At 54.4% G+C, this 25,929-nt stretch carries 24 protein-coding genes and 2 tRNA genes; 12 read left to right on the top strand and 14 right to left on the bottom strand.

The window, feature by feature from the left end; genetic code table 11:
- Positions 1–37: 37 nt before the first annotated feature.
- From NeNHUV3_RS02265 to NeNHUV3_RS02240, 6 genes are all read right to left on the bottom strand, one after another.
- Complete coding sequence (locus tag NeNHUV3_RS02265; RefSeq protein ID WP_048597651.1) at positions 38–1,147, bottom strand: ABC transporter ATP-binding protein; 1,110 nt, start codon at positions 1,145–1,147, stop codon at positions 38–40.
- 89 nt (positions 1,148–1,236) lie between these two features.
- Positions 1,237–1,968: an Asp/Glu racemase gene (locus NeNHUV3_RS02260; RefSeq protein ID WP_391482210.1), complete on the bottom strand. Its 732-nt coding sequence runs from the start codon at positions 1,966–1,968 to the stop codon at positions 1,237–1,239.
- Positions 1,965–3,098, bottom strand: coding sequence for a M24 family metallopeptidase (locus NeNHUV3_RS02255; protein WP_391482209.1), 1,134 nt, complete (start codon positions 3,096–3,098; stop codon positions 1,965–1,967). The genes NeNHUV3_RS02260 and NeNHUV3_RS02255 overlap by 4 nt, the downstream gene beginning before the upstream one ends.
- The gene (locus NeNHUV3_RS02250) at positions 3,095–4,138 is read right to left on the bottom strand and encodes a pyridoxal-phosphate dependent enzyme (RefSeq protein ID WP_391482207.1); all 1,044 of its coding nucleotides are present in this window, start codon (positions 4,136–4,138) and stop codon (positions 3,095–3,097) included. The genes NeNHUV3_RS02255 and NeNHUV3_RS02250 overlap by 4 nt, the downstream gene beginning before the upstream one ends.
- A 57-nt stretch (positions 4,139–4,195) precedes the next feature.
- The gene (locus NeNHUV3_RS02245) at positions 4,196–5,062 is read right to left on the bottom strand and encodes an urea carboxylase-associated family protein (RefSeq protein ID WP_391482206.1); all 867 of its coding nucleotides are present in this window, start codon (positions 5,060–5,062) and stop codon (positions 4,196–4,198) included.
- Between the two features lie 3 nt (positions 5,063–5,065).
- Positions 5,066–6,445, bottom strand: a complete 1,380-nt coding sequence (locus NeNHUV3_RS02240; RefSeq protein WP_391482204.1) for an aspartate aminotransferase family protein — start codon at positions 6,443–6,445, stop codon at positions 5,066–5,068.
- A 420-nt stretch (positions 6,446–6,865) separates the two neighbouring features.
- On the opposite strand from NeNHUV3_RS02240, the gene NeNHUV3_RS02235 reads away from it, so the two are divergent.
- Positions 6,866–8,050: a M24 family metallopeptidase gene (locus tag NeNHUV3_RS02235; RefSeq protein WP_391482203.1), complete on the top strand. Its 1,185-nt coding sequence runs from the start codon at positions 6,866–6,868 to the stop codon at positions 8,048–8,050.
- A 4-nt stretch (positions 8,051–8,054) separates the two neighbouring features.
- Positions 8,055–9,215, top strand: coding sequence for an acetylornithine deacetylase (gene argE / locus NeNHUV3_RS02230; RefSeq protein WP_391482201.1), 1,161 nt, complete (start codon positions 8,055–8,057; stop codon positions 9,213–9,215).
- Positions 9,216–9,402: 187 nt separating this feature from the next.
- Here argE and NeNHUV3_RS02225 read toward each other — a convergent pair.
- Together NeNHUV3_RS02225 and NeNHUV3_RS02220 are read right to left on the bottom strand one after the other, a co-directional pair.
- Positions 9,403–9,477 (bottom strand) — tRNA-Asn (locus NeNHUV3_RS02225).
- 67 nt (positions 9,478–9,544) lie between these two features.
- On the bottom strand, positions 9,545–10,453 hold the full coding sequence (locus NeNHUV3_RS02220) for an MBL fold metallo-hydrolase (RefSeq protein ID WP_391482199.1): 909 nt from the start codon (positions 10,451–10,453) through the stop codon (positions 9,545–9,547).
- A 45-nt stretch (positions 10,454–10,498) separates the two neighbouring features.
- On the opposite strand from NeNHUV3_RS02220, the gene NeNHUV3_RS02215 reads away from it, so the two are divergent.
- The gene (locus tag NeNHUV3_RS02215) at positions 10,499–11,818 is read left to right on the top strand and encodes an ATP-binding protein (protein ID WP_391482198.1); all 1,320 of its coding nucleotides are present in this window, start codon (positions 10,499–10,501) and stop codon (positions 11,816–11,818) included.
- A gap of 14 nt (positions 11,819–11,832) precedes the next feature.
- Here the strand turns inward: NeNHUV3_RS02215 and NeNHUV3_RS02210 are convergent.
- Positions 11,833–11,909, bottom strand: a tRNA-Ile gene (locus NeNHUV3_RS02210).
- 194 nt (positions 11,910–12,103) lie between these two features.
- Here NeNHUV3_RS02210 and purM point away from each other — a divergent pair.
- From purM to rnd, 3 genes are all read left to right on the top strand, one after another.
- Entirely contained in the window at positions 12,104–13,168 is a 1,065-nt protein-coding gene (purM, locus tag NeNHUV3_RS02205; protein WP_391482197.1) for a phosphoribosylformylglycinamidine cyclo-ligase, read from the top strand.
- A gap of 65 nt (positions 13,169–13,233) precedes the next feature.
- On the top strand, positions 13,234–13,770 hold the full coding sequence (purN, locus tag NeNHUV3_RS02200; protein ID WP_391483161.1) for a phosphoribosylglycinamide formyltransferase: 537 nt from the start codon (positions 13,234–13,236) through the stop codon (positions 13,768–13,770).
- An 88-nt stretch (positions 13,771–13,858) separates the two neighbouring features.
- Positions 13,859–15,025, top strand: coding sequence for a ribonuclease D (rnd, locus tag NeNHUV3_RS02195; protein WP_391482196.1), 1,167 nt, complete (start codon positions 13,859–13,861; stop codon positions 15,023–15,025).
- A gap of 12 nt (positions 15,026–15,037) precedes the next feature.
- Here the strand turns inward: rnd and NeNHUV3_RS02190 are convergent, their stop codons facing one another.
- The gene (locus tag NeNHUV3_RS02190) at positions 15,038–15,508 is read right to left on the bottom strand and encodes a hypothetical protein (protein WP_391482194.1); all 471 of its coding nucleotides are present in this window, start codon (positions 15,506–15,508) and stop codon (positions 15,038–15,040) included.
- A 149-nt stretch (positions 15,509–15,657) separates the two neighbouring features.
- Between NeNHUV3_RS02190 and NeNHUV3_RS02185 the strand changes: the two genes are divergently transcribed.
- On the top strand, positions 15,658–16,086 hold the full coding sequence (locus NeNHUV3_RS02185; protein ID WP_341245671.1) for a SufE family protein: 429 nt from the start codon (positions 15,658–15,660) through the stop codon (positions 16,084–16,086).
- On the opposite strand, the gene NeNHUV3_RS02180 is transcribed toward NeNHUV3_RS02185, so the two are convergent.
- The 4 genes from NeNHUV3_RS02180 to NeNHUV3_RS02165 form a co-directional block, all read right to left on the bottom strand.
- Complete coding sequence (locus NeNHUV3_RS02180; protein ID WP_391482192.1) at positions 16,083–16,712, bottom strand: DUF1638 domain-containing protein; 630 nt, start codon at positions 16,710–16,712, stop codon at positions 16,083–16,085. The genes NeNHUV3_RS02185 and NeNHUV3_RS02180 overlap by 4 nt on opposite strands.
- Before the next feature lie 89 nt (positions 16,713–16,801).
- Entirely contained in the window at positions 16,802–17,503 is a 702-nt protein-coding gene (locus NeNHUV3_RS02175; RefSeq protein ID WP_391482191.1) for a corrinoid protein, read from the bottom strand.
- 148 nt (positions 17,504–17,651) lie between these two features.
- Positions 17,652–18,674, bottom strand: a complete 1,023-nt coding sequence (gene bmt / locus NeNHUV3_RS02170) for a betaine--homocysteine S-methyltransferase (protein ID WP_391482190.1) — start codon at positions 18,672–18,674, stop codon at positions 17,652–17,654.
- Between the two features lie 96 nt (positions 18,675–18,770).
- A complete protein-coding gene (locus tag NeNHUV3_RS02165) occupies positions 18,771–20,657 on the bottom strand; it encodes a phosphatidylglycerol lysyltransferase domain-containing protein (protein WP_391482188.1) in 1,887 nt (628 codons plus the stop codon).
- A gap of 257 nt (positions 20,658–20,914) precedes the next feature.
- Between NeNHUV3_RS02165 and purC the strand changes: the two genes are divergently transcribed.
- From purC to NeNHUV3_RS02140, 5 genes are all read left to right on the top strand, one after another.
- A complete protein-coding gene (gene purC / locus NeNHUV3_RS02160) occupies positions 20,915–21,676 on the top strand; it encodes a phosphoribosylaminoimidazolesuccinocarboxamide synthase (protein WP_048597634.1) in 762 nt (253 codons plus the stop codon).
- 75 nt (positions 21,677–21,751) lie between these two features.
- Positions 21,752–21,982: a phosphoribosylformylglycinamidine synthase subunit PurS gene (purS, locus tag NeNHUV3_RS02155; RefSeq protein ID WP_048597633.1), complete on the top strand. Its 231-nt coding sequence runs from the start codon at positions 21,752–21,754 to the stop codon at positions 21,980–21,982.
- A 3-nt stretch (positions 21,983–21,985) separates the two neighbouring features.
- Positions 21,986–22,654, top strand: a complete 669-nt coding sequence (gene purQ, locus NeNHUV3_RS02150) for a phosphoribosylformylglycinamidine synthase subunit PurQ (protein ID WP_391482187.1) — start codon at positions 21,986–21,988, stop codon at positions 22,652–22,654.
- Between the two features lie 35 nt (positions 22,655–22,689).
- Positions 22,690–24,489, top strand: a complete 1,800-nt coding sequence (locus tag NeNHUV3_RS02145) for an ATP-binding protein (RefSeq protein ID WP_391482185.1) — start codon at positions 22,690–22,692, stop codon at positions 24,487–24,489.
- A 30-nt stretch (positions 24,490–24,519) separates the two neighbouring features.
- Positions 24,520–25,851, top strand: coding sequence for a sigma-54-dependent transcriptional regulator (locus NeNHUV3_RS02140; protein ID WP_391482183.1), 1,332 nt, complete (start codon positions 24,520–24,522; stop codon positions 25,849–25,851).
- The last annotated feature ends 78 nt before the right edge of the window (positions 25,852–25,929 follow it).

Genomic DNA, 25,929 nt, shown 5'->3' with positions numbered 1-25,929 from the left:
GCACGGGGACGCAAAGCGCACCCCGACAGGAATTTCCTTATGCGTCGAGTGCGCGGCAATCTTCCGGCAACCAACCAATCTCAATTTGAGTGCCCGGCGTCAGGCGGGGCTGATCCGGTGCGTTACGTGTTTTGACGACAAACTCTTCGTTGCCTGCAACGCGTAACCGCGTCCGGAAAATGTCGCCCATGTAAATAAACTCAAGTACTTCAGCCTTGAGGGTGTGCGCCCCTTCTTGAAGCCGGTCCATGCTCATCTCAACGCGCTCTGGTCGGATGGAAACGCGTGTGCGGTCGCCGACTGCTGATACGTTGACGGGCTTGGCTTCAATGATTTCGCCCCCGTCAAGTTTTACTGTGCACAGATCGGGGCCCTTCAGTTCGGTCACGATGCCCTCAAGGGTGTTATTCTCGCCGATAAACTGCGCCACAAAGCTATTGTCAGGCTCTTCATAAAGAGTATCGGGGGCGGCCAACTGCTGAATGCGGCCATCTTCGAACACCGCAACGCGGTCTGACATGGTCAGCGCTTCTGTTTGGTCGTGGGTGACGTAGACTGTCGTGATGCCAAGCTCATGAGCCAGTCGTGTGATCTCAAACTGCATGTGTTCGCGCAACTGTTTATCAAGCGCACCAAGGGGCTCATCCATCAAAACCAGCTCTGGCTCAAACACCAGGGCACGGGCAAGAGCCACACGTTGTTGCTGCCCACCAGAGAGTTGTGCAGGACGGCGGCCGCCAAAGTCACCCATCTGGACCATATCCAATGCGCGCTTCACTTTTGCTTCACGCTCGGACTTGCCCAATTTGCGGACTTCAAGCGGGAAGGCGAGGTTTTCTGCAACCGTCATATGCGGGAACAGCGCGTAGTTTTGAAACACCATGCCGATGCCGCGCTTATGCGGTGGAATATTGTTGATCGGCTTTCCGTCCAACAAAATTTCACCGTGCGTGGCTGTCTCAAATCCCGCGAGCATCATAAGACACGTGGTCTTGCCCGACCCCGATGGCCCCAGCATCGTCAGAAACTCGCCCTGAGGCATTGCGAGGTTCAAATCCTTTACCACGAGGTTTTCGCCGTCATACGACTTTTGAACGCGATCAAACTTCACGAACGACTGGTCATCACCCAAATCGGTCACACGCATCTCCTTGTTGTCTTTGCCGGATCGTTTTCGACCCTGTTGTTGTGAATGATGAAAACATCCATGGTTCTATGTCGCAACCCGATTTCCATTTAGAGGGCCTCAGCAGTAAAATTGTGCAATTTTGCATAGGTTTTCAGATGCCACGATAGTACTGAATTGCTTGAGAAAACGGGCTTTTGTAGCTGATCTTGAATCACAGGGATTGCACCGGCGGTTTTGAGGTTAGTGCAGCTGATGAAAACAGAATCTACGTCAGGGTCTTGTCCCAATCTGATAGCAGATTCGATGATTGAAGCAGGATCAATCCGTGCCACTCTCGACTCTACTGGCTCGTTAAAGCTGCCAAAAACATCTGTCGAAAGCCCGGCGGTGGCGAATGCGCGACTAAGTGGCTCATTCACGCTTTCTGTATAGGGCGACAGCAACGCCATTCGTGACACGCCTTGATCCGCGGCATATGCAATTGCTGCGCGAAGTGGGTTGGTGACATGGGCAACGTCGCAGACGCTTTGCACCATTTTCTCGATCGCGTCAGACCCGATGATTGCGCTGGCTGACGTACATCCATAGCCGATTGCTGCATAGGGCACGGTGCTTGGTAACAGCCGCGCGGAGGCTGTGATGTCATCTTTCATCGCGCTTAGTGTTTCGGGCGTTACGGATTTTGCGCTGGCGATCCGGCTTACGTAGAGGGCCGCGTTGGCCCCATTAAAGCTGTCGCGGAACTCGTTTTCTAGCGTCTCATCCGCTTGCAAGACAATCACACCAAGCGCGGGCGGAAGTGCCGATACAGGCATAACTGAGTAGGGCATCTCCATCATATGGACGCGATCTCCGCTGGGGCCTGCGGGCTAATGTAATAGGGGGCGCCGTCGGTGATGACGATATTTTCCTCATGCACTAAAATCTTGTCGCCCAGTGCAATTCCCGGCTCGAGCGTTAGGATCATACCTGCTTCGAGGACGGTATGATCTGTCGGTATCAGGGAGGGCCATTCGGTCAAGGACATGCCCAAGCCATGCCCTAAACGACCAGCATCCGTGATTTCACCACCGCGGCTGAGAACTCTGTTCATCGCATGAAACAAGTCTGCCGCCGTCGCCCCCGTTTTGGCAATTTCAAAGGCTGCGTTGCTTGCTTCGATAAGGGTTTGATGAGCCGCCTTAACCGCTCTGCTGGGGCTGCCGATGGACCAATTACGATCGAAATCCGCAAAATAGCCGTCCCACACCAGCCCAGTATCCAGCATCAGAACATCCCCCTGTGAAAGGGCACGGGTGTGCGCAGGCGAGATCACATCGCGGTAGCCATCTTGCTCTGCGGCACCGGCCAAATAGGGCACCCAGTCAGCACCTTCTTCAAGACACAGGATTTGAAAATTACGGAAGATTTTATCGAGCGGTACGCCGGCACGTGCAATTTCTGGAACGCGTGAAAATGCCCGCCCAGCGATTTCACATGCATGGGTCACTTTGGCGATTTCGGCGTCTGATTTAACCATCCGAAGCGCACGCAGAATGCCGTGATCTGTCGCAATTTCAATGGATTCTGCCAAGGCCACAAGGTTGCGATACGGCATCCTCAGGTGCGTTTCATGTCCGTCTGGCACGCCGATCAAGCCATTTGGAGCAAGCTCTTTCAGCGTGTCGATCAAAAGACTGAGGCCGTCATCGCTTAGGTCGGGGGAACTCCACGACCGAATATCATCGATCCAAGTCTGGCCCATTAAATCTACACCAATTGACGGGATGACGGCGACCGGTTTTCCGTGCGCTGGCACTATCAAGAACCATGGACGGGTAGGGCTTTCCCAAAAGCGGGTTAAGTAGCCCGTGAAATACGTGACGTCGGGTTCTGTGGTAAGCAACAGTGCCGCAAGCCCGCGTTTTGCCATCATAGCTTGGGCCTTTGCGGTGCGTGCCGCAAATTCAGAGGTCTCAAAGCCCCTCAATCAGCCACTTCCGATAATATGCACAGAATGCGAGCGTCTTTGGTGATGTTAACAGCGGCTTGCACGTCACCGTTCATTGCAGCAGCCACCCCCGCACCACCTGATGCAGTGGTGGCTAAATCTTGGGTTGCAAGGCGCGACAATACTGACGTTACTTCATCATCATCCAGTGTCAGAAATACATTAGCATCACGCGCTAACCCATTGAGGGCAATCAAAGAAGGTTCTTTGCAGTCAAGCCTTCCCATCACGCTATCAGGGCCATTAGCAAAGACGCATTCTCGCGCTTCTATGCTTTTTTGCAAAGCGGGTGCTGACGTGGGCTCTACGACGATGATTTGCGGTGCTTCGAGCCAAGCTTGGCGCATATACGCAGCCGCTGCCCCCGCCAAACCGCCCACGCCTGCCTGTAAAAAGATATGTGTGGGGGGCTCTGGACATTGGGCGACGGCCTCCGCTGCCATTTGTACGTAGCCTTCCATCAAAGTGTGCGGCAAATCTGTATAGCCGTCCCATGAACTGTCGGACAAAAGCGTCCAGCCGTTGTCTTTTGAGGCCTGCATCGCAGCTGCCATCGAAGCCGCGTAATCGCTTCCCTCGCGCACAACGTCGGCCCCAAGGGCGCGCAGCTTTTCACCAAAGACCTCGGGGACCGTGGTTGAAATATAGACAACTGCTTTTGCACCAAAAAGCCGCGCACCTGCCGCGACGCTCATCCCGTGATTGCCCGCGCTGGCAGTGACAAATGTGCGCCCATTCAAAGTGCTGCTATCTGGGTTTTCCGTAATATCATTTGCCTGTCGCGCGATGACATAAGCCGCCCCGAGCGCTTTGAACGAGCCAAGACCCATGCGGCTGCGTTCATCTTTAATCCAAAATGCCGATACAGGTGCAAGGCCTTCGGCTGCAACCAGCGGTGTTCGCGCGGCATGGGGGCATTTGTTCAGAAGCTCCGCAACGCGTCCAGCATCCGTTGAAGGGTAGGGCGCATTCGGTGCGAGCTTTGGATGCCCGCGTAATGGATTTTCAAGCAGTTCCATTTGGTCCTGACTGCGGCGTGTGGCAAAAACCGATGCGTCGCGTTACTCTTTTCCTCGCTAGCCTATCCCGTGATTTTGGGAGTAGGGGTTCAATTGCGGCACTTGATGCTTTTTTCGCGCTTTTTCACCGGGGTCCCAGACCTCAATATGAAGAGGGTGGCATTTAGCGGTGTCCGATGAATGTTCAGATGAGCAATCGCCACCGGGACAGGCGGATAGCCCCACAAGCAAATCGATTTCGGCGTAAAATTCTAGGTAATCACCAGGCCGCACCGGGCTTGATTTCATGAAATACTGCCCCGTATCTTTGGTGAAACCAGTGCACATGAAGACGTTTAGCACGTCATGAACATAGGTTTCTGCCTCACTCGTGGACAGCTTGGCATGCTCGGCCAAAGCACGGGTAAGGTTGGAGTGACAGCAATAATGATAGTCATCACCCGACAGCAACCGCCCCGTGTAGGGGTCGCAGCGCGTGCCGATCACATCATGAACCGAGCCGCCATACATATCGAAACCGTACCAATCGAGTGTGTCATCCACGATCGTTGCCATGGCGCGCATGTGCGGAAAGCTTGACCACATCAGATCGCCCGTCGACAGATGCGTGCCGTGCAGCGCGCGGGTTTTTCCCGAGTAGAATTTCTCTGAAAGATCGTTGGCGTTCCAAAGGTTTAAATCACCCACTTGCGGCCCGTCCACCGACAGGATCCGAAAGAACGCGCCGGCAGGTACCTCGATACAGCCTGCGGTTCTTGGCGCGATCTTGATCTGGTTCGAAAGTTTTGCGCTTTTGCGGATATGTTTGAGCGCGCCAACGTCCGGTTGCGGCAAGGTTTCAGGCGGATAGCAAATGACGGGGCGGACCCGTTGCATTTGCTCTGCTGTTTCAGGCGCGCGGTGGTTTGGTTGCCCAAGCTTCATTGTTCAGGCGCCTGCCGGCAAAACGGCGTTCACAGCCTTTACTGTTTTGCCAACCACTTCGTCGACCTCCGCATTAGTTAGGCAGAAAGGCGGCGCAAAACCCAAGATGTCGCCTTGGGGCATGGCCCGCGCGATCACGCCTTCACCAAGCAAGGCTGCTGATACCTGCGCACCAATTTTGTCGGCTGGATCAAAGAATGTGCGTGGGTCGCGGTCTTTGACCAACTCCACCGCGCACAGCATCCCTTCGCCGCGAATTTCGCCAACATTAGGGTGATCTGCGAGGGCTTCATGCATGGTCTTATTCAGATAAGCACCCACTTTGCCTGCGTTCTCAACCAAGTTGAGGTCATCAATCAGTTTCAGGTTTGCGACACCTGCAGCCGCACCAATTGGATGGGCCGAGTAGGTCCAGCCGTGCCCGATGGGACCGTTTTCATCCGTGCCGCGCTCCAGCACTGACCACATTTTTTCAGACACGATTGAGCCAGAAAGCGGCGCGTAGGCAGACGTAAGCCCCTTGGCGATGGTGATCATATCGGCCTCAATGCCGTAGTGATCGCTGCCAAACATGGTGCCGAGGCGGCCGAAACCAGTTACCACCTCATCTGCGATCAACAAGATATCGTGTTTTTTCAACACGGCCTGAATAGCGGGCCAATAGCCCTGCGGTGGGGGTACGATGCCGCCGGTGCCCAGAACAGGCTCGCCGATAAATGCTGCGATCGTATCAGCACCTTCGCGTGCAATCAGCGCTTCTAATTCGGCAACACAATGTGCAACGAACTGTGCTTCTGTCTGGGATGTATCCGCGCGGTGATAATAATAGGGCGCTTCGGTATGAATGACCTGATCAACGGGTAGGTCGAATTTCTTGTGAAAGAGCTCAAGCCCTGTCAACGACCCTGTCACGATGCCCGAACCATGATAGCCGCGCCAGCGCGAGATGATCTTCTTCTTTTTGGGCCGTCCGAGGATGTTGTTGTAATACCAGATCAGCTTGATGTTCGTCTCATTGGCGTCCGAGCCGCCCATGCCAAAATACACTTTGGACATGTTGGAGGGCGCGCGATCAAGGATCATTTTCGACAGTGTTACGGAAGCTTCGGTGCCGTGGCCCACGTATGAGTGGTAGTAGGCCAGCTCTTTTGCCTGCGCACCAATGGCCTCTGCAATTTCTTTGCGACCGTATCCAACATTTACGCAATAAAGTCCCGCAAAGGCATCTAGAAGCCGTACCCCGTCACGGTCTTCAATGTGACACCCGCTTGCCGTGCGGATGATCCGTGTGGCGGTTTCTCCCCGCGCGTGTTGGGCAAGATGTGTTGAGGGATGAAAGAAGTTTTCACGGTCCCATTGTGCGAGTTGGTCGTTGTGTAGCAAGGCTCACCTATTCGGTTTGCGGCGCGCGGCCGTGGGTCGAAAAACTGGAGCCTTGTGCGCGACAGGCGGCATAGTGCTCCGCTCGTCCCGACAGCAGCGCGCAATGCCTTTATTGTCGAGATGACAAAAGCTTAGCGAGAGTCGAATTATATTTCTAGTATTTTGTGTTCGAACCTTAAGGGCGCGTTAACTCTTTGTAATCGTGTGAATTTATATCTGCTCCGCGTATTTTTGAGTATTTTTATCGACGCGAAGTGACGTGGCTGTACTCCGGTGTGTCGTAATTTGAATTGACCAATTCCAAAGCTAGCCGGCAGTCTTTTAGCCAACAGGCTAGCCTAAAGTGGTGCCATTGGCGCTATTTCAGATTGGTCGGTTTCCTAGAATATTGATCCAACAAAAATAAGAAATGGATAGCCGATGCCGATTGAACATGCGCCGTTTTCTCAGACTGAATATGACCGACGCATCGCGTTGACCCGCACTGCGATGCAAAAAGCCGGGCTTGATGTTTTGTTTGTGACGGACCCGTCAAACCAAGCTTGGCTTACCGGATACGATGGTTGGTCGTTCTATGTTCATCAGGGTGTCATTCTGGGGCTTGAGGGAGAGCCCGTATGGTGGGGCCGTATGATGGATAAGTTCGGCGGGCAGCGCACTTGCTGGATGGCCGATGAAAACGTGATTGGCTACGGCGACCACTTTGTTCAATCAACCACCTATCATCCGATGCAGGACCTCGCAGAGCAGTTGCGAGCGCGTGGTTTTGAACGCGCGCGGATTGGTGTTGAGATGGAGAATTACTATTACTCCGCCAAAGCGCATCAGGTGCTGTCTTCCGAGTTGCGGGATGCCACAATTACCGATGCGACGGCAGTTGTGAATTGGCAGCGGCTTATCAAATCCGATGAGGAAATTGAGTTCATTCGCAAGGCCGCACGTATCTCGGAAAAGGTTATTGAAACCGCTCTTGAAAAAGCGGCCCCTGGCGTTCGCAAAAATGATCTGGTGGCGGACATTATGCACGCGGGCATCACCGGTGTTGGGGATGACTGGGGGGACTACCCGGCCATTGTTCCCCTGACGCCGTCGGGGCTGGATGCAACCGCCGCCCATTTGACGTGGGACGGACGGCCCATGCAGGCAGGTGAGGCCACGTTTTTTGAACTTTCTGGCTGTTACCGCCGCTATCATGCGCCGCTCTGCCGTACTGTATTTTTAGGAAAGCCGTCTGATGACATGCGCCGTGCGGAAGCTGCGCAAATTGAGGGGATCGCTGCAGGGCTCGAGGCTGCCCGAGCGGGGAACCGGACGTGCGATATTGCCAATGCCTTCATGGATGTTTTGGCCAAGCATGGTATTTCACGGCAAGGGCGCATGGGCTATCCGATCGGCCTAAGCTATCCGCCTGATTGGGGAGAGCGCACCGCATCCATCCGCACCGAAGATGAAACGGTTCTACAGCCTGGCATGGTGTTTCATTTCATGCCCGCACTTTGGATGGACAGTTGGGGGCTTGAGACCACTGAGACGATTTTGATCACTGAAACTGGAGCGGCCGAAGCTCTTTGCAATATTGAGCGTAAGCTCTTCGTGAAAGACTAAAGTCATGGCCAGCCTGAAAGAAACCACGGAACTGTTGGGAAAGCTCATCTCGTTTCCCAGTGTGTCCAGCGACAGCAACCTTGATCTGATCAACTTCTTGGCGGAATATCTCGAACAGGCGGGGGCAAGGGTTATCACCCAGCCGTCGGCGGATGGGACCAAGGCCAATTTGTGGGCAACACTCGGGCCAGAGGGACCAGGTGGTATCGTGTTGTCGGGGCATTCGGATGTTGTGCCTGTGACGGATCAAGATTGGACCAGCGATCCCTTCGAGATGGTTGAGAGGGACGGCAAACTATTCGGCCGTGGGACCTGTGATATGAAGGGGTTTATCGCAGCAGCCGCAGCCAAGGCGGCAGATTACGCTGCCAAACCCCTTAAAAGGCCAGTACATTTTTCGTTTACATATGACGAGGAAACCGCCTGTTTGGGCATTCAAGATCTTGCCAAATGGTTGACCGAGCAGGATTTGCGCCCTGCCTTGGCAATTGTCGGTGAGCCGACGATGATGCAGGTGATCGAAGGGCATAAAGGGTGCAATGAATACACCACCCATTTTCACGGGTGCGCAGGGCATGGATCAATGCCCGACCTTGGGGTGAACGCAGTTGAGTATGCAGTCCGCTATGTCTCGCGTTTGCTGGACATCGGCGAGCAGCTGAAAACCCGTGCGCCGGCAGACAGCCGATTTGAACCCCCTTGGACTACGATCAACACAGGGGCGTTGGTGGGCGGCACAGCGCACAACGTTATCCCAGAGACAGCCTCGGTCGATTGGGAATTCCGCCCCGTACAAACGAGCGATTTCCACTTCGTCAAAGAAGAGATCGAAGACTACGCACAATCGGTTTTGTTGCCCGCAATGCAAGCGGTTGATCCAGATGCCGATATCCGAACAGAAATCATTGGCGAGGTAGCGGGACTTGAGCCTGCAACCGTAAATGAAGCCCGCGATATTTTGTTGGAGTTAACGGGCGAAAATGGCGCGGGGGTGGTGCCGTTTGGGACAGAAGCGGGTATCTTCGGGTCCCTCGGGATGTCAGCAGTGGTTTGCGGTCCCGGCTCAATCGAACAAGCTCACAAACCCGATGAATTTCTTGCACTTGATCAATTGCAAAAATGCCTGACGATGCTGGATGATTTGGAGCGTAAAGTGCATGCATAAACTGACATTGTGAGCAGGGTGTGCACTGGTTGTGTGCGAGTTGAACGGCGCAGAGGATTTCTTACGTAATAGTCTTTGGTCGTTGTTACCGCCGAGGATTGCAGGAAGCCTAAACGTCAAAGCTCAAGACCACGTTAATCAGCGCACCATGCAGATATGCGTCTCACAACAACCATTTTAGTAAAAATGGCTCCGACGGTAGGGATCGAACCTACGACCAATTGATTAACAGTCAACTGCTCTACCGCTGAGCTACGTCGGAACACTCGAGAGGGCTATAGCAATGGTGTTTGGGCGCGTCCAGAGGCATTTTGGCAAAAATAACAAATTTAAGAAGGAATTTTTTCGAGCAGTCGGAATTTGCCTTGAATAGAAAGGATTCCTTCGTGTGAAACGCGTTTTTTAGTCATAAGATCAATGAGATGGGCCAGTACGTTTTGCTCGGCAGCGGGCCAAAGATTGGGGTTGATGTCACTGTATATCTGCTGTGTCAGATCTTTTGGCGTCTGTGGCCCTGCTTCCAACGTTCTGATGATCTGTTTTGTGCGTTCCATGCGGTGGCTGATGAGCCATTCAATCCGTTTTTGGGGGTCTGCGATGGCTTCTCCGTGCGCAGGTAGCAGTCTACGCGCTGCGCGCGTTCTTGTTTGTTCACATGAGGTAATGAACTGCGTCAGGTCCCCATCGGGCGGCGCCACCAGCGATGTTGCCCATGCCATGATCAAATCACCGCAAAGCTCAACATCCCCCACAGCGAAGCTCATGTGATTGGCGAAATGGCCGGGTGTATGATGCGCAGTGATGCGCCAGCCCGCATGTTCGATTACTTGGCCCTCATTTAAGCGAACATCCGGTGTAAATTGATGATCCACACCTTCGCCTCTTTTTAGGGTGTCTGTCTGGGCGAGGGCGCTCATGACACTGCTCCGGCCTGTGGTGCTGTCTCCAAAGGCGTGTACTTTTGCGCCCGTGATTGAGGCAACGCGGGCGGCAAGAGGGCTGTGGTCAAGGTGGCTATGGGTCACAAAAATATGCGAGATACGCTGATCTTTTTCGAGAGCGTCCATGATGGCTTGACAGTGGGCGTCATCAAGCGGGCCGGGGTCCACCAGCGCAAGGTCCGATGTGCCAATAAGAAAGCTATTGGTCCCCGCGCCAGTGAGCGGCGAGGGGTTATTGCAGGTGATCCGTTTGATGTTTTGAGCCACCTCAATGGGCTGGCCGTAGGGCAATGACATTTTCGGTGCTTTCCATCTGGGGGGCGCTAGGGGTAGATATAGGGCATGATTTTCCCGTGGCTCAAACGATATATGCCGCGCTCGCTTTATGGCCGGGCCGCGCTGATCCTAATCCTTCCGGTTGCTGTGCTGCAAATCGTGGTGGCCGTGGCATTTGCTCAGCGTCATTTTGATGGTGTGACAGAACAGATGAGCCGCGTTCTGGCCATTGAGTTGCGCTATCTGACATCGCAAATTAACAACGCGGCGGGTGCTGAGACTGCTGCGGTTGAAGCAGGTCGCATCGCGCGTGCTTTGGATATGGAGCTAATCGCTGATCCCATTGATGGCGTCATCAAAGGGTGGAGCGATATTTCGGGCATCACGATCGCGCGGGTTTTGAATGATGAGGTGCCAAAGCTTTCGGGTATTAACTTGGCACTTGAGCCCTCGCTTGTCGGGGTCACGCTTTCGACGGACCACGGGCTATTTACTGTAACGCTTGATCGCCGCCGTCTGTCACCTAAAAACCCACATCAGCTTTTTGTTTGGATGGTCGCCATCGGTGCGGTGATGCTCGTCATTTCGTATATGTTTTTGCGCAACCAATTGCGGCCGGTAAAGCGGCTGGCGGTTGCGGCAGCTGCCTTCGGGCGAGGGCAGGTGGTGTCTCTGACGCCCACGGGGTCCACGGAAATGCGCGCAGCGGGGACGGCCTTTTTGGATATGCGTGCACGGATTGAACGGCAAGCGCAGCAGCGGCGCCTGATGTTGTCGGGGATCAGTCATGACCTGCGCACGCCGCTGACCCGCATGCGGCTTGGGCTGTCGCTGATCGACGAAGACACCAGCGAGCTAGAGGGTGATGTGGACGCCATGCAGCAGATGCTTGATGCGTTTTTGAATTTCGCGCGTGATGAAGGCACGGAAGAAACAGAAATGGCCGATCTGGGTCAGCTGATTTCGGATACAATTCAACAAAGTCAGCGTGCAGGGTTTGACGTCACAGCGGTAGGCGCAATTTCTAAGGTGTCGATGCCCTTGCGCCCTATGGCAATCGGCCGGTTGCTGGATAACCTCATCTCGAATGGTGCAAAATATGGCACCCGTGTTGGGGTGTCACTTGCGGTGAGCGAGCGAAGCGTGTGCATCACCATTGAAGATGATGGTCCTGGTATTGATCCTGAGTTTTATGACACTGCATTGCGCCCGTTCACGCGGCTTGAAGGGGGTCGTAATCAGAACAAAGTCGCGGGTGTCGGGCTTGGTTTGGCAATTGCCAATGATATCGTACGCAGCCACGGCGGGTCTTTGCGCCTTGGTGTCAGCGATGCGCTTGGGGGTTTGCGTGTTGATGTGGTGTTGTCACGTCCCGCACCTGACTAATGAAGCGGCGTGTGTGGTAGGCCCGGCAGGACTTGAACCCGCGACCAAGCCGTTATGAGCGGCCTGCTCTAACCAGCTGAGCTACAGGCCCACGCGTCATTGTGCTATCCTTGGCATTCAATAGGGTCAAGGTGGCATGATTGGTTTTTGTGCTCCAGTTTGGTGCAAACTACAGTTCAGATTTCAGGCGTTATGCACCGCGAACGCGGCTTAAACCCCATCTCCCTTTGACCCCTTCGCGCGGACCTGCTACGTGGCGGCAACATCATTGTCCGGAGCGCGCATATGTCCAATGACACCCCCACATCCCCGCAATCATTGAGCTATGCTGACGCTGGCGTTGATATCGACGCAGGCAACGCTTTGGTCGAACGGATCAAGCCCGCAGCGAAGTCTACCAACCGTGCTGGTGTGATGGCTGGCTTGGGCGGTTTTGGTGGGCTGTTTGACCTTAAGGCGGCGGGTTATAGCGATCCAATTTTGGTTGCGGCGACAGACGGTGTTGGCACGAAACTGCGGATTGCGATTGATACAGGCAACGTTGACGGTGTTGGCATTGATCTGGTGGCGATGTGCGTGAACGATTTGATTTGCCAAGGCGCAGAGCCGCTTTTCTTTTTGGACTACTTCGCAACAGGCAAGCTTGAGCTTGATAGCGCTGCGCGCATCATCGAGGGGATTGCAGCCGGCTGTAAGGCCAGCGGATGTGCCTTGATCGGTGGTGAAACTGCCGAAATGCCCGGCATGTATGAGGGCGGTGATTTTGACCTTGCGGGTTTTGCTGTTGGCGCGATGGAGCGCGGCGTTAGCTTGCCTGCTGATATCCAACCGGGTGATATTCTGCTGGGTCTTGCCAGTGACGGTGTGCATTCAAATGGCTTCTCGCTTGTGCGCAAAATCGTCGAAGTATCAGGTCTTGGTTGGGACGATGTATGTCCTTGGGACGCAAGCCAGACTCTTGGTGCTGCGCTTTTGACACCAACGCGGCTTTATGTGCAAAGCACTTTGGCGGCCTTCAAAGCCGGTAAAATTCAAGGTCTTGCCCATATCACTGGCGGCGGACTTACCGAGAACTTGCCCCGCGTTCTGCCAGAAGGCTGTGCCGCGCAAGTTGATCTTGATGCGTGGGACCTGCCACCGGTTTTCAAATGGCTTGCCCAAGAAGGTCAGATGCATGCAGCTGAGTTGTTGAAAACATTTAACTCCGGCATTGGCATGGTGGCCGTTGTGCGCGAGGCCGATGTGGCAGACGCGGTACGTATTCTGGCCGAGCACGGCGAGATTGTTGTGCCCCTTGGTCAAGTTACCGAAGGCGATGGTCAGGTTCACTACTCCGGCGCCATCGCGTGAGCAAAGCTGAAGGGGATGTAGACCGCCTGCGCGTGGCGATTTTGATCTCTGGCGGGGGCTCAAACATGATGACCCTGCTCGATGACATGGGGCGTGATGATCATCTTGCAACACCAGTGATCGTAATCGCTAACCGCCCCGATGCAGGCGGGCTGGCAAAGGCGCGCGCGAACGGTGTCTCAGCACAGTGTATCGATCACAAAGCTTTCGACAGCCGTTCAGAATTTGAGGATGCGCTGCATGGGGCGCTGCTTGATGCGGCTCCTGATCTAATTTGCTTGGCGGGCTTTATGCGCATTCTAAGCGCTGAGTTTGTGGCAAAGTGGGAGGGGCGTATTCTTAATATCCACCCATCGCTTTTGCCAAAATACAAAGGTCTTCATACCCATGCCCGCGCCATTGAGGCGGGCGATGATCTGCACGGATGCACTGTGCATCACGTCACCGCCGCCCTTGATGATGGGCCGATCATTGGCCAAGCGACCGTGCGGATTGCAGCAGATGATACGCCAGAAAGCCTTGCGGCCAAAGTGTTGGTGCAAGAGCATCTGCTTTATCCCAAAGCGTTACGGATCGCGTGCGAAAGCATAATACAGAATTAAGACATTAAAATCGGCTTGGAGATGTGGCCGGAAATGGCTACACAAGATGAACTTCGGGACGTCCCCGACAACTAAAGAACGGCCGCACATGCGCACATTGACCACTACCAAAGCTTTATCCGAATTTTGTGCCAGCGCACGCGAGTGTGACTACGTTACAATCGACACCGAGTTTTTGCGCGAACGCACGTATTACTCAAAGCTGTGCCTGATCCAGATGGCCTATCGCGGTGAGAATGGTGCGGACGCCGTGCTGATTGATCCGCTGGTGGATGATTTGTCGCTTGAGCCGCTTTATGATTTGTTCCGTGACACCTCTGTCGTCAAAGTGTTTCACGCCGCCCGACAAGACCTTGAGATTTTCTTTGTGGATGCCAAAGTTTTCCCAGAGCCACTTTTTGATACACAAGTGGCGGCAATGGTTTGCGGTTTTGGTGAGCAGGTGGGCTACGAGACGCTTGTCCGCAAAATCGCACGTCAAGCGCTTGATAAGTCGTCACGGTTTACGGATTGGTCGCGCAGACCTTTAAGTGATGCGCAGAAAACCTACGCACTCGCTGATGTTACCCATTTGCGCGATATCTATGAGTTTCTTAAAGTTGAGATTGAAAAATCCAGCAGAACCAAGTGGGTAGAGGAAGAACTTGAAGTTCTTACATCTCCTGAAACATATATTATTGAGCCGCAAAACGCATGGACGCGTATCAAAACGCGCACGCAATCAGGCCGCTTTATGGCGTTGGTTCAAACTCTTGCAGAGTTTCGTGAAGGATATGCGCAAAGTAAAAATGTGCCGCGCAACCGCATCATGAAAGACGACGCGCTGCTCGAGATGGCCTCCTTAAAACCGACCTCGCACAAAGAGCTGAATGGCGCACGTTTGCTGCAACGCGATGCGCGCCGTGGTGACATTGCTGATGGTATTCTGGCCGCTGTTGCAAAAGGCATCGCGATGCCAGCGGATAAAGCGCCCAAGATTGCCAAGGCGAATTCGAACATCCAAGTGAACCCTGCGCTGGCGGATCTGCTTCGCGTGCTGTTAAAGGCGAAATGCGACACTGCTGGAGTTGCGCAAAAGCTTGTTGCCAACGCAGCGGAGCTTGATGCAATCGCGGCGGGTGAGCGTGATTTGCCATCATTGCGCGGATGGCGCGCCGAGGTATTTGGTCAAGACGCCCTGCGCTTGAGCGAAGGCAAAGTGGCGCTTGCAACCCAAGGCGACAAAGTTGTCACGATTGAGCTTGACGCTGTCTAAGCGGCTAATTCTTTAGCGACGGGTGCGGCGGGCGTTGTCTTGGCCACGTACCTCAATCGCCGTGATGCCTTGCAGGGCAATGTCAGACACAAAAGTACCCACAGTGATTTCCCGTGATGGCCCGCTGCCAACGGGTGCACCGGGGCGAGGCGGCACAACTTTAAACTCAAACGCAAGCAAGCCTCGCGTCTCGGTCTCAACCTCGATCAACTCAGCAGTGTGAAAACCTTGGGTCTGGGGCAGGCCGGTAGCGCGCACAATGGCACCGCCGGGCGCGCGTTCAATCCGCATATCAGCAACTTGCGAAATAAGGGGGCGGATGTCTTGTGCGGTTTCCAACGCACCTGCGGGTGTCAGCCGTTCTTCTTGCCGTTCGTAGTTAAACCAATTCATCGGGTTCACGCGGCTTTCCCGAATGCTTCCACAAGCGGTTAAGCTGACAGCGGCAGTAACGAACACGGCAGATTTAATGATGCGGCGCATGAAAACCCTATACGTTGCGGCGCGAAAATGCGCCTTTATTTGCTATCTGATCAGTTCGGGTTTGAAAACCCTGCGAAAAGCTTGATTGCCCCTAGACGGAGGCGGGGCTGCGACTTACCTCCTCTTCAAGAGAAGCAAAGGAACCGGTCATGGCAGAACAAGAATTTGAAGAATTGGCGGAAACGTTTGAATTTCTGGATGATTGGGAAGACCGGTACCGCCACGTTATTGATATGGGGAAAAGTCTGCCGCCTCTGGACCCTGCATTTCAGGTCGACGCGACAAAAGTTGATGGGTGCGCAAGCCAGGTATGGTTGCGCCCCATGATCCAAGGCACTGGCCCAGATGCGGCGTTCGAGTTTGAGGGCGATAGTGATGCGATGATCGTCAAAGGCCTGATTGCGGTGCTGCACACACTTTATGCGGGGCGCACGGTTGCGGATGTTGGTAAGGTCGATGCACTTTCTGAGTTGGGGCGTCTTGGCTTGAACGATCACCTGTCTGCGCAGCGGTCAAATGGTGTGCGCGCGATGGTCGAACGGATACGGCTGGTGTCTGCAGAGGCGGCTGCGGGCTAAGCCTGCGCCCATGACGTGATTGCCCGCTGCAAATCGCCGTAGCCTGTGAAACGGCGCTCAAAATCAAGGCCAAGGCGGGCGGCGCAGTCTTTTGCTTTGGCAGTCAACTCTGCATCATCAGTCTGCGCTTGATAGACCATCGTTGTGTAGTGCCCAAAATACATGTCCCGCAATTCAGGATGACGATCAAGGCCAAGAGGCTGGATGACGAAAGCATCAAACTGACGTACCAAAAAGTCTGTAAGGTAAAAACACGTCATCTCCCCGCGCGCTTCAAATACAGCGTTGCCCTCAAAAAAGCTGTAACAATGCGGGCCGGTGATCATCTCGACCCCAAGTGTGTCGCAGGTTTGTTGCAGTAAGCCCCCCGTGCCGCAGTCAGCGTAAACCACATAGATCTTTTCATAGGCATTTTGGTGCTGTTCAACAGCCTTGCGGACGGCGTCTGGAATATCGGCTGGCGAGTTGTGCAAAATTGCGGGCAGGCACTTCAGGTCCATGTGCGCCCAACCGGCGGTATTGAGAATATCCAAAATCTCACGAGCAAGGGCACCACAAGCCAACAATAAAATTCGGGCCTCACCAGTTGGCTCAACTCCGTGATCGCGCAAAGTTGCGTCATCCATTATTGCCGCTCCCTGAAACGAAAAGCCCCACCCGAATAATCCGAGCAGGGCTTCTTTTGTTCAAAAATATCCAATTCCTAAAGGCTGGCTTAACCGGCCGCCATTTGGTTGTGTTTACGCGCCATGAATGTTTTCGCGGTCTCAACGGCAACGGCCGCATCACGGCAATATGCGTCTGCTCCGATAGCCCGGCCAAATTCTTCGTTAAGCGGCGCACCGCCAACCAGAACTGTGTAATCGTCGCGAATGCCTTTTTCGACCATCGTATCGATAACAACCTTCATGTAAGGCATCGTGGTGGTCAGCAGGGCCGACATCCCAAGGATATCCGGTTGTTCGGTCTCAAGCGCCTCAAGATAACTTTCGACCGCGTTGTTGATACCAATGTCGACCACTTCAAAGCCCGCACCTTCCATCATCATGGATACAAGGTTTTTGCCGATGTCGTGAATATCGCCTTTCACAGTGCCAATGACCATTTTACCCACTCGCGGCGCTCCTGTTTCAGCAAGAAGCGGTTTCAGAATGGCCATGCCGCCCTTCATCGCGTTCGCGGCCAGCAATACTTCGGGTACAAACAAAATGCCATCGCGGAAGTCATGTCCGACAATCGTCATTCCGCCCACGAGGGCTTCGGTCAGGATGCGGTAGGGTGGCCAATCGCGTGACAACAAAATGTTGACGGATTCCTCGATCTCTTCTTTGAGGCCGTCGTAAAGATCGTCGAACATTTGTGCGACAAGGTCTTCGTCATTCAAGTCTGACAGGATGATATCGTCTTCTTCGGACATCCGCGTGATCCTTTGTTGAGGCGCAAAACGAAAAAAGCGCAGCGGGAATTTTTTATTAGTATTCCAACAAGCTTTCAAAAACCGTTGGCACAATTACGACATGAGTTGCATCCGGTGCGACCGATTGTCATCTATGGTCGATTTTGCGCTATGCGGCGGGGCGTCTGCGGCGCTTTGTGCTGCGTGCTTTGGGCGCGTTGCCGTCTGTGCCGTCGGAGGCCGATGAGAACCCGCCCAATGCCGCGGCGATTACCTCATGGCTGGGCGCATCGTTGCGAGGGCGTTCTTCAAGGGCGGTCCGCATTGCTTTGAGATGCTCAGGCGTTGTGCCGCAACATCCGCCAATAATCTTGGCGCCGCTATCGCGCGCAAGACAGGCGTAATCGGCCATGAGTTGAGGCGTGCCGTCATAATGGATATGCCCGTCGTGATACTTTGGAATACCTGCGTTGCCTTTGGCGATAAGAGGATGCTGGGGATGTTCTGCCGCCAAACCTTGAACTGTGCGCAACAAATCCGACCCCCCCACGCCGCAGTTTGCCCCGAAGGCAACAGGCGGGTTTTCAAGCTTAAGGGTTTTGCGGACCATCTCTTTAGTCGTGATGCCCATCATTGTGCGACCTGCGGTGTCAAAGCTCATCGTGCCGCACCACGGCAGATCCGCCAAAGCAAAGGCTTTTGAGGCCGCGGCAAATTCTTCAAATGCACTAATGGTTTCGACCCACGCGACGTCTGCGCCGCCGGCTTTCAGCCCTTCCGCTTGCTCGTGAAACATCTCCACAGCCAAGTCGAAGGTCAACGTGCCCATAGGGGCCATGATGTCGCCGGTAGGGCCGACTGAGCCAGCTACGATGACTTTGCGATCCGTCACTTTGTCAGCGATCTCACGACCAAGCTCAGCGCCGAGTTTATTGACCTCGAACACCCGTGATTGGGCGTTGTGCAATTTGAGCCGGCTGGCATTGCCGCCGAAAGTATTGGTCAAAAATAGATCGCTGCCTGCGTCAACCGCACCGGCATAGAGCGCTCTGATACGGTAGGGGTGATCGACGTTCCACAGTTCTGGCGGATCACCAGCGCTGAGCCCCATGTTGAAAAGGTTCGTTCCCGTTGCGCCATCGGCAAGCAGCCAATCGCGATTTTGAAGAAGGGTTGTTAAGGGATTGCTCATCAGGGTGCGCCTCGTGACTGGGTGTATCCTGCTAGTGCCACGTTACCCTATTTTAATGAAGTTCATAATTCTCATGTTGATTATGAGGAGCGCATTTTAACTGGCAGACCGAATGGCGCGCAAAACTTCGGCCCCACCTATAGCGAGCGCACGTCTGGATGGCGCGCATAGATAAAGCGGTTTCCACGCAGGGCCAAAGCATGATTTGAATTGGCGCAAGCCTTGGTTTTTTAAAGGTCTCAGGACGCGGTGTAGCCATGTTTGCTCGGCCTTCGGAGGGGGCGCAGAGGCAAGTGAAACTGCATAAACACCGCTGTCATGTGCATCGCGCAGCGCTTGGGTGATCATCGCATGGGCCGTACCGGTTGGTGCGTTTGGATGTGCTCGAAGAAGATCGAGGGTCCAATTACGGCTTTTGCCATTCTCTGGATCAATATCACCTGCGTGAAAGCTGATGAATCCCACGAGTTTATCGTTTTGATGGGCCAGAAACACGATTTGCTCCGCCATCCATTCGGTGCAAAAGGTTCCCATAGAAAAGCCGTATTCGCGGGCATTTTGAGCGACCCATGCTGCGTTAAGCGCCTCCATTTGCGCGGCAGGCAGGGCAGAACCTAATTTAGTAATGACTACGTTTTCTTGGGTGGCGGACTTCAGCTTGCGGCGCAATTGACGGAAATTTGACCCAGCTGTGTTGAACGGCGTGCGTGTGTCGACAACCGCATCATCGGACATGTGCAGGACTTGCCACCCGTTGTTGCGTGCCCGCTGTGCGGTCTGCGCGTTACACTTGTAAATTACTGCATGGTGGCCCGTTTGCAGGGCCGCTTTGTGCAGCGCCTCAAAGTCGATGGGCCGTGCTGGACCTGACAGGGGATCAAACAGAGCGACCAACGCGGATGTAAGACGGCGCACCAGCCATTTGGGGCGGTGGTTCGCTGCTGTATAGACGGCTTCGCTTTCAGGGTGGCGCATCAACAGGCTTTCGCTGCGTGCTGCAGCATGGGCCGCGTGCACGGCATCGTTGTTAGGACGCTCGGCGTAAAAGCTGTTGGCGGGTGCAAAGCCCTTAATAATTCCGAATAGCACGGCGGCGATCATGGCTGGGGTTGCGTAATAAACCACGCGGAATGCGATAAGACTGATCATGACTTCTGGCGCATTGGTAGTCGCAAAAGCAGCCAAGATAGCAAGGTCAAACGGCCCCAAACCCGATGGGGTGTTTGACAAAAGTGCAGCGCCAAGTGCGGCCATGTAGATCGGGTATAGGTGCCAAAGCCCTATCGTAACGCTGTCTGGCAAAAGCACCCACAAAGCGGCCGCCGCCGCGAGGGTGTCAACCGCTGCGCAGATCATCAACCATGCCCAGTCACTGTTTTGGGGCACAGCTAAGTCAGATAGCTTATCGGTTAACCGTGCTGGAATGACGTCCATCCGCCAAAGCGCCCAAGCACCTGCCATAACGGCAATAGCACCTAATCCTGCAACTAAAACATATGCGTTGTGTGCAAAAATAGCAGAGGCAAGCGCGGTTAGAATGCCCCACATCATAATGAAGCTAAGCGCGACGCATGCCGTTAGCATGCCCGTTGTGCGCACTGTCATTGGCCCCACGACTTGCCAACGTATGAACGCACCGATGAACGCGCTTGCGCCCAACGCTTGACCAAGTGCAACAGCCATGAAGCCGCTTCGCCGCGCAAGTTGCCGGCTAATACCCGTGCGCAAAACTCGGTGCCAGACCGCATCATAGCCCGCCACCGCGGACAGACTTAGGGCAGTGAAACCGTACGCAATAATCCAATTGAACAGGCCGATTTCTGAAAAGGCCCGCGTAAGTTCATCCCATGTGGGAAGGCCCGCAGATTGACTGATCCACCAGATACAAAGCCCTGTAACCCCGAGCGGCGCAGTTCGACGGGCAATGTCTTGCAGCCGCCAGCGTCGCGGCGCTGGTTGGGTGTTGGGCAGGGTGGTGCTCACATATTTCTCCAAAGTATTTCGGCCACAGGCGCAACCGTTGCCGGCTGCATCCGGCCGACCTTAGGGCGTCTTGTCTAAACAACATGATAAAGACTTCAATCGCCCAGAAGATAAAATGCCTCAAATTGTCCCGTTTGCCATTTGGCTATGTTTCGTGGTGCTTGCGAGGACGCAGCAGTTGGCGTATGAGGATCGCAAATATCGGGGTATGGGCGATGATGTCCCAAAAGACCCGATCGGAACGGAGACCCCGCACGATGGCGCGTCGCAAACTGATCTACGAAGGCAAAGCCAAAATTCTGTATGAAGGCCCCGAGCCGGGCACATTTGTGCAGTACTTCAAAGACGACGCAACTGCGTTCAATGCCGAGAAGAAAGACGTGATTGAAGGGAAGGGCGTGTTGAATAACCGCCTGTCCGAATACTTCATGGTAGGCCTTGCCAGTATCGGTGTGCCAACGCACTTTTTGAAACGCCTTAACATGCGTGAACAGCTTATTCGCCAGTGCGAGATTATCCCGCTCGAAGTGATTGTGCGCAACCGTGCTGCGGGATCAATTTGCAAGCGTCTTGGTCTGGAAGAGGGGGCGACACTGCCGCGCCCGATCATTGAGTTTTGCTACAAAGACGACTCGCTTGGTGACCCCCTTGTGGCTGAAGAGCACATCATCGCTTTTGGCTGGGCAAGCCAGCAAGATTTAGACGATATGGTCGCTTTGGCCTTGCGCGTGAACGACTTTATGTCCGGTCTGATGCACGGCGTTGGTATCACGCTTGTGGACTTCAAAATCGAGATTGGCCGCGTTTGGGATAATGAATTCCAACGTCTTGTGGTCGCCGATGAGATCAGCCCTGATAGCTGTCGTTTGTGGGATCAAAAGACGGGTCAAAAGCTCGATAAGGACGTTTTCCGTCGTGACCTTGGTAACTTGGCTGACGCCTATACCGAAGTGGCCCGTCGCCTTGGTGTGTTGCCAGCAAACGTAAGCCCTGCGTCAAAGCCAACATTGGTAAACTGATCTGCTATTCAAGCGGGGCCCTTGGTGGCCCTGTCAAACTCAAGAACCTGATTTACAAGAAAAGAGACCTCGAAAATGAAAGCACGTGTTCATGTTATGTTGAAAAACGGCGTTCTTGACCCACAGGGCGAGGCCGTAAAGCATGCGCTTGGAGCGATTGGTTTTGCGGGTGTCGACGGTGTACGTCAGGGCAAAGTGATTGAGCTGGATCTGGCGGATGGTACAGACGAGGCAACAATCGGTCAGATGTGTGAAAAGCTGTTGGCGAACACGGTTATCGAATCCTACACCATCGAGGTTCTGTAAGTCATGCGCGCTGCTGTCATTGTTTTCCCCGGGTCTAACTGTGACCGCGACATGAAAGTCGCGCTTGAGCAGGCGGGCGCCGATGTTCACATGGTTTGGCACAAAGACGCCGATTTGCCCGAAGGGGTTGATCTGGTTGCTGTGCCGGGTGGTTTCTCGTTCGGTGACTATCTGCGGTGCGGTGCCATCGCAGCGCAGTCGCCCATTTGCCAAGCAGTGGTCCGCCACGCAGAAGCCGGTGGTTACGTTTTGGGCGTATGCAACGGTTTTCAAGTGCTTACTGAAACGGGTTTGCTTCCGGGCGCGTTGATGCGTAACTCGGGCCTTAAGTTCGTGTCGAAAACCATTGATTTAACAGTAGAAACTGAAAATTCAGCATTCACGAGCGGCTACCGTGCAGGTGATACATTGCGCATCCCAGTGGCTCATCATGACGGCAACTACGTGGCGGATGCATCGCTTGCGGCGCGTCTGGTTGATGAAGATCGCGTCGCGTTTCGCTACAGTGCGCCCCTGAACGGCAGTGTTGATAATATCGCGGGCGTTCTGTCTGAAAATCGCCGTGTTCTGGGTATGATGCCGCATCCTGAGCGGGCCATTGATGCATTGCATGGTGGCACAGACGGACAGGCGATGTTCCGCGCGTTAGTTGAGGCCACAGTCGCTGCATGACTTGGCAGGGCCCGTGGCTTTGGTAAGTTGCGGTCATGGTAAGTACTCCGACCCCTGAAATTAGACCGCAGCGCGGTATTGCGGCTGCCCGTGTGGCGGCTGCGGCTGGCTCTGTTGGGTGGCGTGTGCGGCTGTTGTTGTTTGCGCTGTTTGTTTTTGCGGGCGTTACGATTTGGTTTACCAATGTTACGCTGACACAACGGTTTACCGAAACCACGCGCAACCGTGCGGAACTTCGGCTGGCGCTTTACTCTGCGAATATCCTGTCAGAACTGCAGCGAAATTCGATCGTGCCACAGCTTTTGGCGCGCGATCCCACGCTTATTTCGGCGCTTAATTCGGCGGATTACACGCAGACAACGCAGCGGCTGTTGTCGTTCGTGGATGAAATCGGTGCGGCGTCCCTCAGCCTTTTGGACCGTGAAGGCCGCACTGTTGCGACGACAGAACGGGTTAAACTTGGCTCAAACCACCGGTCCGAGCCGTATTTTGTGGATGCCCTGCGGTCAACCGAGACGGTCTTTACTGTTACGCCCCAAGACGGTGTTGGGTTTGAATTTCGCTATACCCGCAGTGTGACTGTCGGCAGTGAGCGGCTTGGCGTGATCTCGGTTGAGGTTGATCTCAGTAAATTCGAACGTTCATGGGCTGGGATTTTTGACGCGGTGTTTTTGGCAGACAGTACGGGGCAGGTGATTTTATCGACCGAGCCGCGGTGGCGGGGTAAATCCGAGCAATCGGCGCTTGAACTTGTGCCTGCAACTTCTGCGATCGAACGGGCCATTGAAAGCACCAGCCAGTGGGGGCCTGCGTCGCGGGCATTGTTGAGCGGGCAGGGCGTGATGCGCCAAGAGGCGCGTATTCCGTTTCGCGGTTGGCGTTTGATCAGTTTCACCGGCTACACCTCTGTTCGTGAACAAGTGAACGGCGTCTTGGCCCTTGAGATTATGGGTTTCGCCATGCTGTTGGCGCTGGCGTTTTATTTGATGAACCGCCGCTCTGTGGCTCAGGCCCGTGGATTCCAGCAAGAATCGGCTGAATTGCGCAGCCTGAACACACGGCTTCAGCAAGAGATCGCAGAGCGTCAGCGCGTGCAGGCTGACCTAAAAAGTGCAGAGCAGACTTTGGCCCAGTCCTCAAAATTGGCGGCCTTGGGTGAGATGTCCGCCGCAGTCAGTCACGAGCTGAACCAGCCATTGGCTGCGATGAAAACATATCTGGCAGGTGCCAAGCTATTGCTTGAACGTAAACGCGCCGAGGAGGCGATTGTCAGTTTTCGGCGTATCGATGATTTGATTGAGCGGATGGGCGCGATCACGCGACAGCTTAAATCCTATGCCCGCAAAGCAGGGGACAGTCTTGCGCCCGTCGATATGCGCGACGCGGTTACGTCTGCTTTGGCCATCATGGAGCCGCAACTCAAGGCACGCAAAATTCGTATCACGAAGACATTGCCCCAATCGCCCGCCATCGTGCTGGGGGATCGGTTGCGCCTTGAGCAAGTTATCATCAATCTGCTTCGTAATGCGTTTGACGCAACAAATGCGTCCGATACCGCGGCCGTGGATATTCTGCTTACATCGGGCGAACAGGTGCTTTTGGCTGTGCGTGATAACGGTCAGGGAATTGAAAACCTAGATGATCTTTTTGAGCCGTTTTACACCACAAAACAGCCGGGAGATGGTGTTGGTTTGGGACTTGCGATTAGTTCGGGGATTGTCACGGACCTTGGCGGGCGGCTGACCGCGCGGAATGCCGCCAATGGGGGGGCTGTTTTCGAGGTGGTCCTTCCCATTTACCGCGCAGAGGGCGAAAAAGGCAACGCCGCCGAGTAGAGCGCGCGTCAGACCGAATAAGGATGCCCCATGGCTAAGCCGATGAAGATCGCGATTGTTGATGATGAAAAAGACATGCGTCAGTCCATAAGCCAATGGTTGGCACTGTCGGGATATGAGACTGAAACATTCGCCAGCGCGGAAGACGCGTTGAAAGGCATTGCGCCTGATTATCCCGGTATTGTGGTCAGTGACATCCGGATGCCCGGCATGGACGGTATGCAGTTTCTCAAGCGGTTGATGGGCACCGACAGTGCACTTCCTGTTATCATGATTACGGGCCACGGCGATGTGCCCATGGCCGTTGAGGCGATGCGGGTCGGGGCGTTTGATTTTCTTGAAAAGCCGTTCAATCCTGAAACGATGTCCGACTTAGCCAAGCGCGCTGCGCGGACGCGGCGCTTAACGCTTGATAACCGTGCGCTGCGTCGCGAGCTGTCTGATGGTGGCGCGCTTATGAAAAAGTTGATCGGTGCATCGCCAGTGATGGCGCGTCTTAAAGAAGACATTTTGGATCTGGGACAGGCCGACGGTCATGTGCTGATCGACGGTGAAACGGGGACGGGCAAAACGCTTGTGGCCCATGCCCTTCATGCGGTTGGTGCACGTGCGTCGAAAAAGTTCGTGTTGGTCAGTTGCGGCGGTGTTGATGAAGATGCGTTGATGAAGCGTCTTTTTGATGCCTCCGAGGATGGCCGTATTTGCGCAGTTGAAGAGGCGCGCGGTGGCACGCTTGTGCTTGAAGATATTGAAGCGCTTAGTGACGCGGCACAGGCCCGTTTGTTGAGTGTCATAAATGAGCAAGGCACACCTGCCGAGACACGGATCGTTGCTATTTGTAACCTGCAAGAGCAGGGGCGAACTGTTGAGGACGCGCTGCGACCAGATTTGTTTTACAGGCTCACGGCTTTGCGTATTACCGTTCCGCCGTTGCGTAAACGCGGCGAAGACATCCTGACGCTCTTCACGCGTTTGGCGGAACAATACGCGGATGAATACGGCTGTGACGCGCCCAAAGTTAGCGCGCAAGAGGCCGCACAACTGCTGCAAGCTCCATGGCCCGGAAACGTACGTCAGCTGATTAATGTGGCTGAACGCGCAGTGCTACAAAATCGGCGTGAAAATAGTAGCATCACATCACTTCTGATGAGCGACGCCGAGGAAATGGCACCAGTCATGACCACCGAAGGAAAACCGCTTAAGGAATACGTAGAAGCGTTTGAAAGGATGTTGATCGACAACACCATGCGCCGCCACAAGGGCAGCATCGTGTCCGTAATGGATGAGTTGTGTCTGCCGCGCCGGACCTTGAATGAAAAAATGGCCAAATACGGACTGCAAAGATCTGAATATTTGGGCTGACACCTAAACTGCAGGGTGGTGCGTCGGTTTAGCATTGTAATTATGGCGCTTCATACCTAATATCTTGATACGCAGGCC

The sequence above is a fragment of the Nereida sp. NH-UV-3 genome (assembly GCF_042939535.1).
In the GTDB taxonomy this organism is placed as follows: Bacteria; Pseudomonadota; Alphaproteobacteria; order Rhodobacterales; family Rhodobacteraceae; genus Nereida; species Nereida ignava.
The sequence above is the reverse complement of the archived record's forward strand: the minus strand, read 5'-3'. Positions and strand labels throughout refer to the sequence as shown.

Bases quoted from the DNA above. Each gene is read 5' to 3' on its own strand.
- purN (WP_391483161.1), top strand. From the start codon at position 13,234: ATGATGACCCTGCTCGATGACATGGGGCGTGATGATCATCTTGCAACA.
- argE (WP_391482201.1), top strand. From the start codon at position 8,055: ATGGCCAGCCTGAAAGAAACCACGGAACTGTTGGGAAAGCTCATCTCG.
- NeNHUV3_RS02185 (WP_341245671.1), top strand. From the start codon at position 15,658: ATGGCAGAACAAGAATTTGAAGAATTGGCGGAAACGTTTGAATTTCTG.
- NeNHUV3_RS02190 (WP_391482194.1), bottom strand. From the start codon at position 15,508: ATGCGCCGCATCATTAAATCTGCCGTGTTCGTTACTGCCGCTGTCAGC.
- bmt (WP_391482190.1), bottom strand. From the start codon at position 18,674: ATGAGCAATCCCTTAACAACCCTTCTTCAAAATCGCGATTGGCTGCTT.
- purM (WP_391482197.1), top strand. From the start codon at position 12,104: ATGTCCAATGACACCCCCACATCCCCGCAATCATTGAGCTATGCTGAC.
- NeNHUV3_RS02235 (WP_391482203.1), top strand. From the start codon at position 6,866: ATGCCGATTGAACATGCGCCGTTTTCTCAGACTGAATATGACCGACGC.
- NeNHUV3_RS02140 (WP_391482183.1), top strand. From the start codon at position 24,520: ATGGCTAAGCCGATGAAGATCGCGATTGTTGATGATGAAAAAGACATG.
- NeNHUV3_RS02175 (WP_391482191.1), bottom strand. From the start codon at position 17,503: ATGTCCGAAGAAGACGATATCATCCTGTCAGACTTGAATGACGAAGAC.
- NeNHUV3_RS02215 (WP_391482198.1), top strand. From the start codon at position 10,499: ATGATTTTCCCGTGGCTCAAACGATATATGCCGCGCTCGCTTTATGGC.
- purS (WP_048597633.1), top strand. From the start codon at position 21,752: ATGAAAGCACGTGTTCATGTTATGTTGAAAAACGGCGTTCTTGACCCA.
- purQ (WP_391482187.1), top strand. From the start codon at position 21,986: ATGCGCGCTGCTGTCATTGTTTTCCCCGGGTCTAACTGTGACCGCGAC.
- rnd (WP_391482196.1), top strand. From the start codon at position 13,859: ATGCGCACATTGACCACTACCAAAGCTTTATCCGAATTTTGTGCCAGC.
- NeNHUV3_RS02250 (WP_391482207.1), bottom strand. From the start codon at position 4,138: ATGGAACTGCTTGAAAATCCATTACGCGGGCATCCAAAGCTCGCACCG.
- NeNHUV3_RS02245 (WP_391482206.1), bottom strand. From the start codon at position 5,062: ATGAAGCTTGGGCAACCAAACCACCGCGCGCCTGAAACAGCAGAGCAA.
- NeNHUV3_RS02260 (WP_391482210.1), bottom strand. From the start codon at position 1,968: ATGATGGAGATGCCCTACTCAGTTATGCCTGTATCGGCACTTCCGCCC.
- NeNHUV3_RS02180 (WP_391482192.1), bottom strand. From the start codon at position 16,712: ATGGATGACGCAACTTTGCGCGATCACGGAGTTGAGCCAACTGGTGAG.
- purC (WP_048597634.1), top strand. From the start codon at position 20,915: ATGGCGCGTCGCAAACTGATCTACGAAGGCAAAGCCAAAATTCTGTAT.
- NeNHUV3_RS02220 (WP_391482199.1), bottom strand. From the start codon at position 10,453: ATGTCATTGCCCTACGGCCAGCCCATTGAGGTGGCTCAAAACATCAAA.
- NeNHUV3_RS02265 (WP_048597651.1), bottom strand. From the start codon at position 1,147: ATGCGTGTGACCGATTTGGGTGATGACCAGTCGTTCGTGAAGTTTGAT.
- NeNHUV3_RS02145 (WP_391482185.1), top strand. From the start codon at position 22,690: ATGGTAAGTACTCCGACCCCTGAAATTAGACCGCAGCGCGGTATTGCG.